The 13,067-nt window shown below is 58.2% G+C and carries 11 protein-coding genes and 2 pseudogenes; 2 read left to right on the plus strand and 11 right to left on the minus strand.

Annotated elements, in window-relative coordinates:
* Positions 1-21 precede the first annotated feature (21 nt).
* The 7 genes and pseudogenes from hflX to HP15_RS12480 all read right to left on the minus strand — a co-directional run bounded on the left by hflX (position 22) and on the right by HP15_RS12480 (position 8,130).
* On the minus strand, positions 22-1,320 hold the full coding sequence (gene hflX / locus HP15_RS12455; protein WP_008170060.1) for a ribosome rescue GTPase HflX: 1,299 nt from the start codon (positions 1,318-1,320) through the stop codon (positions 22-24).
* 118 nt (positions 1,321-1,438) lie between these two features.
* A complete protein-coding gene (gene hfq, locus HP15_RS21705) occupies positions 1,439-1,690 on the minus strand; it encodes an RNA chaperone Hfq (RefSeq protein ID WP_008170056.1) in 252 nt (83 codons plus the stop codon).
* A 33-nt stretch (positions 1,691-1,723) separates the two neighbouring features.
* Positions 1,724-2,727: pseudogene (gene miaA / locus HP15_RS12460) on the minus strand (tRNA (adenosine(37)-N6)-dimethylallyltransferase MiaA).
* A gap of 28 nt (positions 2,728-2,755) precedes the next feature.
* A pseudogene (gene mutL / locus HP15_RS12465) lies at positions 2,756-4,665 on the minus strand (DNA mismatch repair endonuclease MutL).
* A gap of 20 nt (positions 4,666-4,685) precedes the next feature.
* Positions 4,686-6,044, minus strand: a complete 1,359-nt coding sequence (locus HP15_RS12470) for an N-acetylmuramoyl-L-alanine amidase (RefSeq protein WP_014577795.1) — start codon at positions 6,042-6,044, stop codon at positions 4,686-4,688.
* 38 nt (positions 6,045-6,082) lie between these two features.
* Entirely contained in the window at positions 6,083-6,580 is a 498-nt protein-coding gene (tsaE, locus tag HP15_RS12475; RefSeq protein ID WP_041645383.1) for a tRNA (adenosine(37)-N6)-threonylcarbamoyltransferase complex ATPase subunit type 1 TsaE, read from the minus strand.
* Positions 6,577-8,130, minus strand: coding sequence for a bifunctional ADP-dependent NAD(P)H-hydrate dehydratase/NAD(P)H-hydrate epimerase (locus HP15_RS12480; protein WP_041645385.1), 1,554 nt, complete (start codon positions 8,128-8,130; stop codon positions 6,577-6,579). The genes tsaE and HP15_RS12480 overlap by 4 nt, the downstream gene beginning before the upstream one ends.
* Positions 8,131-8,277: 147 nt before the next feature.
* Between HP15_RS12480 and queG the strand changes: the two genes are divergently transcribed.
* A complete protein-coding gene (gene queG, locus HP15_RS12485) occupies positions 8,278-9,357 on the plus strand; it encodes a tRNA epoxyqueuosine(34) reductase QueG (protein ID WP_014577798.1) in 1,080 nt (359 codons plus the stop codon).
* Here the strand turns inward: queG and orn are convergent.
* Positions 9,352-9,894: an oligoribonuclease gene (gene orn / locus HP15_RS12490; protein WP_014577799.1), complete on the minus strand. Its 543-nt coding sequence runs from the start codon at positions 9,892-9,894 to the stop codon at positions 9,352-9,354. The two genes, queG and orn, sit on opposite strands and share 6 nt — an antisense overlap.
* Before the next feature lie 253 nt (positions 9,895-10,147).
* Between orn and rsgA the strand changes: the two genes are divergently transcribed.
* On the plus strand, positions 10,148-11,203 hold the full coding sequence (gene rsgA / locus HP15_RS12495; protein ID WP_014577800.1) for a small ribosomal subunit biogenesis GTPase RsgA: 1,056 nt from the start codon (positions 10,148-10,150) through the stop codon (positions 11,201-11,203).
* A 15-nt stretch (positions 11,204-11,218) separates the two neighbouring features.
* Here rsgA and HP15_RS12500 read toward each other — a convergent pair whose 3' ends face one another.
* Genes HP15_RS12500 through motA form a run of 3 tightly spaced genes read right to left on the minus strand, consistent with a single transcriptional unit; the run spans position 11,219 to position 13,060 of the window.
* A complete protein-coding gene (locus tag HP15_RS12500) occupies positions 11,219-11,911 on the minus strand; it encodes an OmpA family protein (protein WP_406564832.1) in 693 nt (230 codons plus the stop codon).
* Positions 11,815-12,177, minus strand: coding sequence for a flagellar motor protein MotB (locus tag HP15_RS23070; protein WP_406564830.1), 363 nt, complete (start codon positions 12,175-12,177; stop codon positions 11,815-11,817). Before HP15_RS23070 ends, HP15_RS12500 begins: the two co-directional genes overlap by 97 nt.
* A 31-nt stretch (positions 12,178-12,208) precedes the next feature.
* Positions 12,209-13,060 (minus strand): flagellar motor stator protein MotA, encoded by an 852-nt coding sequence (gene motA, locus HP15_RS12505; protein WP_008174118.1) that lies wholly within the window; start codon positions 13,058-13,060, stop codon positions 12,209-12,211.
* Positions 13,061-13,067 lie beyond the last annotated feature (7 nt).

The following is a 13,067-nucleotide window of genomic DNA, read 5'->3' on the forward strand; positions in this document are numbered from 1 at the left end:
CCGGCAATAGCCGCTGCGGTTTCAGGCGTGACCCACGTCCAGCCTGACTGACTTTTCATTCACACCGGCGCGGCTCAACAGCTGATGCCAATCCCGGTTCTGCAGACGCACCTCAACCACCGTGTCGCCGGTATCCCGGTATTCCTCGCTGATCACCGATCCTGCCTCATGCAAAAGTGCACGCAGTTTGCCATCCGCGGGACCCAGCAGGACAAAGTGGTGAACGACGTCTTCGGCCACACGCTCCACGATCGCATCGAACAAGCCGTCCAGGCCTTCGCCAGTAACCGCGGAAACCCACGCTCTCACCGGGATACCCTCTTCGTTGCGCTCAACCCGAGGCGTGAAATTTTCAAGCAGATCAATCTTGTTGAACACCTGCAGCATGGGAATGTCGTCCGCCCCGATCTCCGCAAGCACTTCCTCAACCTGCTCAATGTTCTCCTCGCGGCGCGGGTCATGGCTGTCGATGATGTGAAGCAGCAGCGTCGCCTGTGTTGTTTCCTCAAGCGTCGCCCGGAACGCCTCAACCAGCTTGTGCGGCAGATGCCGGATGAAGCCCACGGTGTCGGCCATTACGACCGGCCCGACATCCGGAAGTTCCAGCCGCCGCAACGTCGGATCCAGCGTGGCGAACAGCTGGTCTGCAGCATATACGGAGGAAGTGGTAATACGGTTGAATAAAGTGGATTTACCGGCGTTGGTATATCCAACCAGCGATACGGTGGGAATGTCAGCCCGCTGTCGGGCCCTGCGGCCCTGGTTGCGCTGGCGACGAACCTTTTCCAGACGCTTGTGGATAGACTTGATGCGCTCCCGCAAGAGCCGGCGGTCGGTTTCCAGCTGGGTTTCACCAGGCCCGCGCAGCCCGATACCACCTTTCTGTCGCTCAAGGTGGGTCCAGCCCCGAACCAGTCGCGTGGACATATGCTCGAGCTGCGCCAACTCTACCTGAAGCTTACCTTCGTGAGTCCGTGCCCGCTGAGCGAAGATATCAAGAATCACACCGGTGCGGTCCAGCACACGGCACTTGAGCTCGTGCTCAATGTTGCGCTCCTGGCGTGGGCTCAGGGCATGGTTGAACAACACCACATCCGCTTCGTTCGCCGCTACTGCATCACGAATTTCTTCCAGCTTGCCCTCACCAACGAAAAATCTGGGGCTGGGCTGCTTGCGGGACCCGGTAACGGTTGAGACAGGCTCGACACCGGCAGAGGTGACCAGTTCCCGGAACTCACCGGGGTCTTCGGTACCATCGTGGGCAGTAAAATCGATGTGGACGAGGACCGCGCGCTCACCGACATCAGGACGTTCAAACAATTGGCATCAACTCCGGGGTAAACCCATGATGAGGGTCATAAAAACAAACACCCGCGGCCACAAGACCCCTTGTCGGGATCCTCTGGAACGCGGGTGGCAAGATCGGGAAACGGATGGATCAGTCTTCAGACTCGCCCTCTCCTCCCGGAGCCTGCTGCGGAATGCGGACATTTCGGGCAGGAACCACAGTGGAAATAGCGTGCTTGTAGACCATCTGGCTGACAGTATTTTTCAGCAAAATCACGAACTGGTCGAAAGACTCAATCTGGCCCTGAAGCTTGATACCGTTGACCAGAAAGATGGAAACCGGAATGCGTTCCTTGCGCAATGCATTGAGGTAAGGGTCTTGTAACGAATGCCCTTTTGACATGTGTTTTCTCCTGTTTTTAGTAAATGCAGATCGTCATTTGTCAAAATTAAATGTGGTGCGAAGTCGGATTTTTTCAAGGCTACCTCAGCGATATGTTTGTCGCCGCTGTCCAGCCAGTCCACATCTGACCACTTGCGCAACCAGGTCAACTGCCGCTTCGCCAGTTGGCGTGTTGCTGCCACTCCCTTGCTGACAAATGTCTCGTAGTCGTCTTCCCCGGACAAATAGCTCCAGGCCTGGCGATATCCGACACAACGCATGGAAGGGAGATCAGGGTGCAGGTCGTCCCGGATCATCAGAGCCCGAACTTCATCAACGAACCCCGACTCCAGCATTTTCAGAAACCGCAGGCGAATCCGCTCATGAAGCACCCGCCGCTCAGGCGGCGTCATGGCAAGTTGAATTACAGTATACGGAAGCAAAGATGTTTCGTCTGCCTGCCAGCGAGTGAAATAGGTGTAATCCTCAATGTCGCCGACCTGCGCCACTGCCGTCGTTTGCTCACAGGCACCCTGATCGGCTCGCCAGAACTCCGAAATCGGCTTGCCGGTAAGGCGCAATACCTCCAGGGCCCGCATCAGACGCTGCCGGTTGTTCGGATGGATCCGCTCGGCTGCCACCGGATCACTGGCCCGCAGCTCTTCATGCAAAGCCTCCCAACCCCGCTCCTCTGCCTCCTGCTCCAGCGCCCGTCGTACGTCGGGGCTGGCGGATGGCAGACCGGACATTCCATGCAGCAACGCTTTGAAATACATCATGGTGCCGCCGACTAGAAGCGGGATCCTGCCTGCGGCCGTTATTTCGGCCATGGCGGTCAGCGCGTCCCGACGGAAATCCGCAGCGGAGTATGTTTCCGCCGGATCGCAGATATCAATCAGCCTGTGGGGCGCCCGCGCGAGCTCTGCGGCCGTGGGTTTGGCCGTTCCGATATCCATACCCCGATAGATCATTGCGGAATCTACGCTGATGATGTCGCAAGGCAGGTGGTCGCAGAGCGCCATGGCCAGGTCGGTCTTTCCGGAAGCCGTGGGCCCCATCAGAAAGATGGCAGGAGGCAGTGGCACCTCAGCGCCCCCGGAGAAACAGCTTGTCCAGCTCAGACATGGTCACCAGGGTCCATGTCGGCCGGCCATGGTTGCACTGGCCACTGCGCTCGGTCGCCTCCATGTCCCTGAGCAGCGAATTCATCTCGGGAATGGTCAACTGCCGGTTGGCACGCACCGAACCATGGCATGCCATGGTGCCGAGCAGCTCATGCGTCACCGCCTCGACGCGATCACTCTGACCGTGCTCAATGAGATCCGCCAGAACGTCACGCACCAGCTGTTCTGTGTCAGCACCCCGCAGAAGCGCGGGCACCTGCCGCACGGCGAGGGTTTCCGGACCAATCCGCTCAATCTGGAGACCCAGCTTCTGCAGTTCTTCACCGTGACTCTCGGTCAGGGCGGCTTCTTTTGGCTGACCGCCAGCGACAGCGGCACCAGCAACGGCTGGCTTTTAAGGTCCTGCTCGGCAAGCGCCCGCTTCATTCGCTCATAGGTAATGCGCTCGTGGGCCGCGTGCATGTCCACAACAATGAGCCCCGCACGACCCTGGGCAAGAATATAGATCCCGTGCAGCTGGGCGATGGCATATCCGAGCGGCGGCTCCTGGTCACTGTCTGCAGGCGGTGTTGGCATTGGCGTGGCGGCGCGATCGCTTACGGGCATGGCCTGCTGTCCGTCGCTCCCGCCACCGGCATTCAGGGACTGATAAAACGCCATCTGATCGCTGGCGCGCCACTCCTGTTGGGGCTGCGACTGTCCGCCAAAGCCAGCGCCTGAGCCGCCGGGGTAACCATAGCTGGATACCGATGGCTGGCCGTTCCAGCCCGCCTCTGCAGAGGCACCGGTGGCCGGAACGGCTTCCTGACCCTGGGTGACTGCTTCGCGACCAAAGGACTGCGCCACCGCGCCGCGGAAATGATCGTCCGGCCGGACATCGGCCAGCGCCTTGTGCAGGGTTCTGAAGATGAAATCGTGAACCAGCCGACCATCCCGGAACCGGACCTCGTGCTTGGTCGGGTGGACGTTTACATCGACGGTGGCGGGGTCGACTTCCAGATACAATACAAACGCCGGGTGCCGGTTATTGTAGAGCACATCCCGATAGGCCTGGCGCACGGCATGAGCTACCAGGCGGTCACGAATAACGCGGCCGTTGACGAAGAAATACTGAAGATCGGCCTGGCTGCGCGAAAATGTGGGAAGAGCGACCCAACCCCACAGGCGCAGCCCGGTGGCCTCCGCATCAATAACCACCGCGTTATCGATAAACTGCTGGCCGCACAGGGATCCAATCCGACGCTCGCGATCGAGGGCCGATTCCGCTGGCCTGAGGCTTTGAACGACACGCTGGTTATGGCGCAACGTGAAGCCGGCATCGAAACGGCTCAGCGCTTGGCGCCGCACACATTCTTCGACGTGATTGAATTCTGTCTTTTCAGTACGCAGGAATTTGCGGCGAGCCGGGGTGTTAAAAAACAGGTCGCGCACTTCAACGGTCGTTCCGACAGGGTGCGCTGCCGGCGAAATTCTCGCGTCCATTTCCCGGCCCTCGACCTCGACCCGAGAGGCCGCTTCCTGCGACTCGGTCCTTGAGGTCAGGGTAAGACGAGAGACAGAGCTGATACTGGCAAGCGCTTCTCCCCGGAAACCCAGGGACGCCACGGCTTCCAGATCGTCCAGACTGGCAATCTTGCTGGTCGCATGGCGGCTTAGCGCCAGGGGAAGATCGTCTTCCTCAATACCACTGCCGTCATCCCGAACTCGAATCAGCTTGACGCCGCCCTGCTCCACCTCAACATCGACGCGGTTGGCGCCGGCATCCAGGGCATTTTCAACCAGTTCTTTGACGACAGACGCGGGGCGCTCAACCACCTCACCCGCGGCAATCTGGTTCGCGAGCCGTGGTGACAGCAATCGAATGGGGGGCATGTTACAGAAAAACCTCTTGATCAGGACGCGGGAATACGAATGGTTTGCCCTACCATAACACGGTCGTCCCGAAGGTCGTTAAACTGCATCAGCTCACTGACGGTCGTCTGATTTTTCCGGGCCACGCCGGATAGCGTGTCTCCACGCTGTATCCGGTAGTGACTGATGCTGTTTTCACCCTGGCGATTCTGTTTTTGCCACGCCAGCAGGGTTCCAGGCGGCGGCGTTTTCTGGAAGTAGTCATCAATGCCTTTCATGATGGCGCCGGCCAGCTTGTTGCGATACCACTCAGTGGCCAGGTTTTTCTCTTCCTGGGGATTCGATATGAAGCCCGCTTCCACGAGGATGGAGGGAATATCCGGTGATTTCAGAACCGCAAAAGCGGCCTGCTCCACGCCAGGCTTGTGCAACTTCGCCACGCCGCCCAATTTGCCCAGGACCGAACTGCCAACCCCCAGACTGGCGTTGATACTGGCCGTCATGGAGAGGTCCAGCAGAACACCGGCAAGCATGTCGTCACGGCCATCAAGGGACAGCCCGCCGGCACCGCCGATCAGATCCGACCGGTTCTCACTATTGGCCAGCCAACGGGCAGTTTCACTGGTGGCGCCGCGTTGGGAAAGGGCGAAGACCGAGGCACCTTTGGGTTGTGGTGTACGGAAGGCGTCGGCATGGACCGAGACGAACAGGTCAGCGCTGTATTTCCTGGCCAGAATCGTGCGATTGCGAAGGCCAATGTAGTAGTCCCCGGTTCTGGTCAGCTTGGCGGTATAACCCGGCCGATCATTGATGAGGTTGGCCAGGGTTTTCGCCATTTTCAGAACCACGTCCTTTTCACGGGTTCCCCGCGGACCAATAGCACCCGGATCTTCCCCGCCGTGCCCGGCATCAATGACCACAATAACGTCCCGCTTCCCGGATGAATCCTGGGTCACGGTGGGCGTTGTCGCCTTTTCCAGCCGGCTACCGCTTTCATCAATCAGGTCGACCACCAGTCTGTGGCCGTACTGCTGATTCGGCTCGAGCTGAAAACTCCGCGGTTTGATGTCAGCCTTGAGATCCAGAACGACGCGCAAATCGGTGCCGTTTCTGGGGGCACTGCGGATTCTCTTGATCGGACTGCCGGAAAGGTCCAGACCGGAAAAATCGGTCTTCAGGTTGGCATTCTTGAGATCGATCACCAGCCGCGCCGGGCCGCTCAGGGAGAAAATGTTGTGCTCCACCTGCCCGCCAGTGTCCAGCACCAGCCGGGTATGATCGGGCGCGGGCCAGATACGGGCACTCTCGACCTGTGTCGCCGCCGAACCGTGAAACGCCAATGTCACAAGCAATAGCGCAATCGGCCAAACCAGTTGTTTACTCAGCTTTGCACAATTCATAAAGCTTACCTGCCAGTTTATTCCCGGTTCCGAGCTCACTATGACGCCGGACCAATCAACTCCAGTTCGTTCAGCACCCCGGCGCCCAGCTCTGAGCGGGCCCTGAGGACTACAGAGCGCCCCTCTCCCCGGGTTTCGAGATGAACCTCCAGGTCCGGCTCGGGCAATATGCCCTTGCCTCTCTCGGGCCACTCGATCAGGCACAGGTTTTCGGCGGAAAAATAATCGCGGATGCCCATGTATTCCAGTTCTTCGGCGTCGCCCAGGCGATAAAGATCAAAATGGTATGTCGGTGGATTCAGAGTCTCGTAGGGCTCTACCAGGGTATAGGTCGGGCTCTTTACGGCCCCCTCATGACCCAATCCGCGCATGACGCCCCGACTGATGGTGGTTTTACCCATGCCAAGCTCACCATCCAGATAAACAACCAGGCCATGGCCAGACTCCACGACGGTCCTGGCCAGCTCCCGACCGAGATGCTCGGTTTCGGCCTCGTTCTCCAGAAAAACCCGACGCTCGTTACCCATTATGCTCATAACGATTCAGCCCCCGGACTCCTTTCAGATTCCCGAAACACCGACGGCAGCGCATCGATGACATCGGTCGGTATCAGCCCGATAAACCCCGTGGTTCTCGCAGCACGGTCAGCCGCAGCAAGGTGCACGGATGCGCCCAGCACGGCCGCTTTCTGTCCGTCGCCAATCTGAGCCAGAACAGCCGCAACAATACCTGAGAGCACATCTCCCATTCCGCCAGTCGCCATTCCGGGATTGCTGCCACTGATGATATCCAGGCCGCCGTCCTCAGACGCGACAACGGTGCCGGCGCCTTTCAAAAGCACCGTGCCGCCGTAAAGCGCCTGCAGCATTCTGGCGGCGGCCATCCTGTCTGCCTCAACCTCGGGTACCAGGCAATTCAGCAACCTGGCCGCCTCGCCCGGATGAGGAGTCAGGATGTGATTATCTGCCGGGATGGCTACCCGACCAGACAAAAGGTTCAGCGCATCCGCATCCAGCACCCTCGGCTTGCCGCTGGCAACCACCTGCTCGAGCATCTGCTGGCCCCAGGCGCTTCGCCCGATACCCGGGCCACACACGACAACCGAGGCAGCATCAAGCAACGTCGGCAACTCCGAGCCATGAATCAGTCCATGAACCATGACGGATGGACATCTTGCCAGGGCCGCTGTCACATGCTCGGGGCGGGTTGCCAACGACACGAGCCCGGCACCCGATCGCGCCGCAGCCTCTGCCGCCAGCAGACCTGCCCCGCCGAATCCGCGATCACCCGCAACCACCAGCACATGCCCGAATCTTCCCTTGTGAGCGTTGGCAGGCCGGGGTGGTAGCCAGGGCATCACAGAACCCCAGTCACGACGGCGGGCGATAGGCTTCTGGCCGCTATCGGCGATACCCTCGTCTGTATCCAGAGATTCGAAAACCACCTCGCCGCACGCTGCTGCACCTTGCCCCGTGAACAAGCCAGCCTTGAGCCCGATAAAGGTCACTGTCCTGGCCGCATTAACCACATCCCCCTCGGCCGCTCCCGTGGTCGCATTAAGCCCGGAGGGCAGATCCACCGCAAGGACAGGCGCTGAAGCGCTGTTACACCGGCTTATCAGAGTCGCAAAGGGTTCCCGGGGGGCACCGGACACGCCAGTACCGAGCATAGCATCAACAATCAGGCCCGCGCTGGCAAACAGATCACCCAGCGATGACTCGCCGAGAGCCTCGAGGTCAAGAACATCGACACCGTCCGCCAGGGCCTTTTGCCAGGCTTTACGGGCGTCGCCGGACAATTTGCCGGTTGGCGCAACCGCGACACAGCTGACGTCCAGACCGTGCCTTTTCGCACTTGCCGCGACCAGGTAACCGTCACCACCGTTGTTACCCGCACCGCACAGGACCAGCACCGAGCCGCAGTTTGGCCAATGCCGTACCAGGCAGCGAAAAACGGCGTGGGCGGCGGACTGCATCAGTTCAAAACCATCAACACCTTGCTGATCAATCACATAGCGATCGATCTGCCTCACCGCATCGGCGGAAAACAGTGCGTCTGGTAGACTGTGCCCAGCGGACGGCGGCATGAACCTTTGCTCCCGTTACAGAAACCGGTTTAAGAAAATTGGCCAGATACCTGTAAAGCATAGCAAAACAGTAGAAAAGGTCATAACTTAATCAGATTAAATATCCGTACACGGGTTCAGCACCGAATTCCAGCATCGGCAGTCACTATGAGCACCACAGCAACCTGTACCACGACACACCCGGAACTTGCGGATCTGCCGTCGCTCATCCGCCAGTGGGCAGCTGAATTCGGGTTTGCCGATGTGGGCATTACCAACGCGGACACGGGCGAGCACGCCGACCATCTGAAGGACTGGCTTGCGGCAGGTTACCAGGGCGAAATGGATTACATGGCCCACCACGGTGACAAGCGCTATACGCCTGCCTCTCTGGTGCCGGGCACCACGCGGGTTATATCCGTGAGAATGGACTATTTGCCCTCACCAGACAGTCCGAAAGAAGCGCTTACTAACCGTGAGAGTGCTTATGTCACCCGTTATGCGCTGGGTCGGGATTACCACAAACTGATCCGCAAGCGTCTTGCACAGCTGGCAGCCAAGATTGATGAGGCCGTTAGCGGATACGATTACCGGGCTTTTGTAGACAGCGCTCCGGTGCTGGAACGCGCACTGGCGCAGAGAGCGGGTCTCGGCTGGATCGGCAAGAACAATATGCTGATTCACCCGAAGGCCGGCTCGTTCTTTTTCCTCGGGGAAATCTTCACCAGCGCCCCCCTGCCCATTGATGAACCCTTTGAAACGGATCATTGCGGCAGCTGTTCGGCCTGCCTCGACCTTTGCCCGACGGACGCCTTTGTTGGCTCGCACAAGCTTGATGCCCGACGTTGCATCAGCTATCTCACCATCGAGCTGAAAGGGAGTATCCCAGAGGAGCTGCGACCGCTTATGGGCAACCGGGTTTTCGGTTGCGATGACTGCCAGCTGGTGTGTCCATGGCAGAAGTTCAGCAAACCGACCAGCGAAAAGGACTTTCAACCGAGGCACGGGCTGGACAACAGTTCCCTGGCAGAGCTTTTTCTCTGGACCGAGGAGCAGTTCCTTAAACGCACCGAGGGCTCTGCGATTCGGCGAACAGGCTACGAGGGCTGGCTCCGCAACCTGGCGGTCGGGCTGGGCAATGCGCCGTCAACCATTCCGGTAATTGAGGCCCTGAAAAAGCGCGCGGACCACCCTTCCGAGATGGTCCGCGAGCACGTCCAGTGGGCCCTGAAGCGGCATGGCCTATAGCTTGAAGAATTGTTCCCGGTAATGACGCAGTTCGTTGATGGAGTCCCGGATGTCGTCGAGTGCAAGGTGGCTACCTTTCTTTTTTACGCCGGCGAGGACATCCGGGCGCCAGCGGCGAGCAAGTTCTTTCACTGTGGATACGTCGAGATTCCGGTAATGGAAGAAGCCCTCCAGCTCGGGCATGTATTTGACGAGGAACCGGCGATCCTGGCCAATGCTGTTGCCGCACAGGGGTGACTGGCCTTTCTCTACGTGTTTTTTCAGGAATTCGATGGTCTGCTGTTCGGCTTGAGACTCGGAGATATCGCTTTCCTGAACGCGTTTGGTCAGTCCGCTTTCACCATGGGTACGGGTGCACCATTCGTCCATAGAGTCCAGAAAGGATTGTGGCTGATGGACGGCAATAACCGGTCCTTCCGCGACAATATTGAGTTCCGAATCGGTGATGATTGTGGCCATTTCGATGATCCGTTCTTTTTCCGGATCCAGGCCTGTCATTTCCAGATCGATCCATACGAGGCGATTGCTTTCTGCCATTTTGTTACCAGCCTTCTGAGTGCGGTGGTAGTGGTGCTGGGTCCGGCTTTCCGGAAACCGCTACGAGCACATCCATGTGCGCTTGGCGTCGGCCATCCATGGCCGCCGACATTTCCGGAAAGCCGGACCCAGCCCCACTGCGAAATCAGGTGATATACCCTCGACGTCTCGGCATTGCCCAAGCCGAGTAGCTACGATTGCAGTATGATGGCACATCAAAGGCGAAACTTTCATCTGGTTATCCGGGACATAAATGGCAAAACGGCGACTGAACAAACAGCAACAATTCCGTATCAAGAAAGTCCAGGAAGAGCGTGCGGCCCGGGCGGCGCGCAAGGAGAAGAAGGTTCAGGAGCAGGCCGACGCCGGCGAGCTCGGGCCAGAGCAGGAAGGGTTGGTCATCGCTCACTATGGGCAACAGCTGGATGTCGAAGCGCTTGAAGGCGACCAGGAAGGCGATGTGGTTCGCTGCTTTGTTCGGGCCAATATCGATAGCCTGGTAACTGGCGACAAGGTTGTCTGGCGGCCGGGTAAGAATGAGACGGGGGTTATCGTTGCCCGCAGTGAGCGCCGCAATCTGCTGCAGCGGCCGGATAATTTTGGTGCCCTGAAGCCGGTGGCCGCAAACATTGATCATATTATTCTTGTGATTGCGCCGGAGCCGGAACCTCACGATAACCTGATTGACCGGTATCTGGTTGCATCCGAGATCACAGACATTCCGGCAGTGATTCTGTTGAACAAGACCGATCTGATCACCGACAGCAACCGGGAGTACATCGACGCGCTTCTGGGCCGGTATGAGGCTCTGGGCTATGAGGTGGTTCGAACGTCTGCGGCTGAGTCCGGTGATAAACCTTCGCCAGAGGTTGAGGCACTGGTGAAGGATCAGACCAGTGTGTTTGTGGGGCAATCCGGGGTGGGCAAGTCATCCATAATCCAGACCCTGATGCCCGATGAGGCCATTCGCGTGGGGGCTGTGTCGGAGAGCACCGGCAAGGGGATTCACACGACAACCACGGCTAAACTGTTCCACCTGCCGCTCGGAGGCGATCTGATTGACTCGCCGGGGATCCGTGAGTTCGGGCTCTGGCATATGACAGCGCAGGAGATCGAGTATGGCTTTCGGGAAATTCGGGAGGTGATCGGCACCTGCAAGTTCCGCAACTGCCGGCACATGGGTGACCCCGGTTGCGCCATCGACAGAGCTGCAGAGGAAGGGAAAATCAGCCCGGAGCGGCTGAAAAGCTTCCACCGGATTCTTCAGGATATGACGGAGCAGCAGGCCCGCGGGCTGAAGCTGGACTGACGGACCCGAACGGCCTTACCAGTTGAGCTCGCCAGGGGCCGGCTCTTCTTTTTCCTGCAACCATTCCCCGCTTTCCAGACGCTCACGGGCCGCCTCCCGCTCCGCCTCGGTCGGCTGGGTCAGATCAATCAGGGGCTCATCTGACTGGCCGGCAGTGCTCTGAATATTATCGACGGTCTTCTTGTTCAGAACGATAATGGAGATGCGTCGATTCACCGGCGCGTTCGGATCTTCCTTGTCGAACAGTACGGAATCGCTCAGGCCAACCACGCGGGCAATCTGCTGCTGACGAACACCCCCTGCAACCAGCGCTCTTCGGGCGGTATTTGCCCGGTCTGCCGATAATTCCCAGTTCGTGTAACCCGGCCGGCCGCTAAATGGCGTGGAGTCGGTGTGCCCGGTAATACTGAGCTTGTTGTTCACTGAACCCAGAGTTTTCGCAAGCTCAAACAGAATATCCTGAGAGTAGTACTTCAGCTCGGCCCGGCCGCTGTCGAACATGGGGCGGCCGGAGCGATCGACGATCTGGATGCGCAGGCCCTCGTCGGTTATATCGATCAGCAACTGATCCTTGAACTCCTGCAAAGTCTCATCCTGCTTGATTTGCTCCTTCAGCTCCTGAAACAACTCCTGCATACGTCGCTGTTCAAGAGTTTCAGAGAGCTCATCCACCACTTCGTCTTCAATCTGGATCTGGCTCGATTCGATATCCGGACTCGCCTCATTGACGACCGAGGCACTGCCCTCAAGATCCACAGGGTTTGGAGAACCACCCTCGGTGAAGCCAACGGGATCCCGGAAGTAACCCTCAACCGCTTTTTTTGCTCCGGCGATGCCGTAGCGGTTAACCAGAGAACCAGAAAGAAAGCCATCATGGCGGTGGCGAAATCGGCAAACGCGACCTTCCAGGAGCCACCGTGATGGCCACCTGCAACAACCTTTTTCCGTTTGATGATGATCGGCTGTTCTTCCACGAATCGGCTCCGGGTTCAGATGAGGGCGGTATTACTTGGAACGAACGTGATCATTAAGCTCCTGGAACCCAGGACGCTTATCCGTGGGCAACGCCTTGCGGCCAAACTCAATGGCCATTTGCGGCGCTTGCCCGGAAACCGTCGCCACAATCGCTGATTTGACGCACTCGTAAGCCTTCAATTCGTACTTCGCAGCGTGCTCCATGGCGATAGAAGCAGGACCCACAAAACCATACCCCATGAAAATACCCAGAAAAGTACCCACCAGTGCTGCAGCCACACTGAGACCAATTTTTTCCGGGCCTTCAGTGAGAAAGTTCATGGTAATTACGATACCCAGCACCGCAGCGACAATACCAAGCCCCGGCAGCGCATCGGCAATTTTGTTGACCGCGTGAGCAGGCTCCTCAAGCTCGTGCTGACGACTGTCGATCTCATTCTCCATCATGCCTTCCAGCTCGTGGGTCGCCATATTTCCGGAACTGATGATGCGGAGATAGTCCGTGATGAACGCAAGCAGTTCCTTGGACTTCATGACAGCTGGGTATCGACTGAAAATCTGGCTTGCCTCGGGATTATCGATGTCCTCCTCGATCGCCATGACGCCTTGTTTACGGGATTTATCGAAGATCTCGTAAAGCAGACTCAACAGATCCATGTAGAAAGCCTTTTTGTAGGGTGAGCCTGTCAGTAACTGGACTCCCTTACCAAAGACCTCTTTGAGCGTATGGACGGGGTTAGCAATGATGAACGAGCCCAGAGCTGCCCCGAAAATGATTAACACTTCGGTTGGCTGCCAGAGCACCATCAGATTGCCGCCGTGGAGAACATAGCCAGTCAGTACGCTGGCCAGAACAATAATCGAACCGACGATCAGTAACATAGAATCT

It is taken from the genome of Marinobacter adhaerens HP15, assembly GCF_000166295.1.
Classification (GTDB): domain Bacteria; phylum Pseudomonadota; class Gammaproteobacteria; order Pseudomonadales; family Oleiphilaceae; genus Marinobacter; species Marinobacter adhaerens.

Coding starts and splice junctions, on each gene's coding strand:
- HP15_RS12480 (WP_041645385.1), bottom strand. CDS start 8,130: ATGCCGCCGTCCGCTGGGCACAGTCTACCAGACGCACTGTTTTCCGCC.
- HP15_RS12470 (WP_014577795.1), bottom strand. CDS start 6,044: ATGAATTGTGCAAAGCTGAGTAAACAACTGGTTTGGCCGATTGCGCTA.
- orn (WP_014577799.1), bottom strand. CDS start 9,894: ATGGCAGAAAGCAATCGCCTCGTATGGATCGATCTGGAAATGACAGGC.
- rsgA (WP_014577800.1), top strand. CDS start 10,148: ATGGCAAAACGGCGACTGAACAAACAGCAACAATTCCGTATCAAGAAA.
- motA (WP_008174118.1), bottom strand. CDS start 13,060: ATGTTACTGATCGTCGGTTCGATTATTGTTCTGGCCAGCGTACTGACT.
- tsaE (WP_041645383.1), bottom strand. CDS start 6,580: ATGAGCATAATGGGTAACGAGCGTCGGGTTTTTCTGGAGAACGAGGCC.
- hfq (WP_008170056.1), bottom strand. CDS start 1,690: ATGTCAAAAGGGCATTCGTTACAAGACCCTTACCTCAATGCATTGCGC.
- queG (WP_014577798.1), top strand. CDS start 8,278: ATGAGCACCACAGCAACCTGTACCACGACACACCCGGAACTTGCGGAT.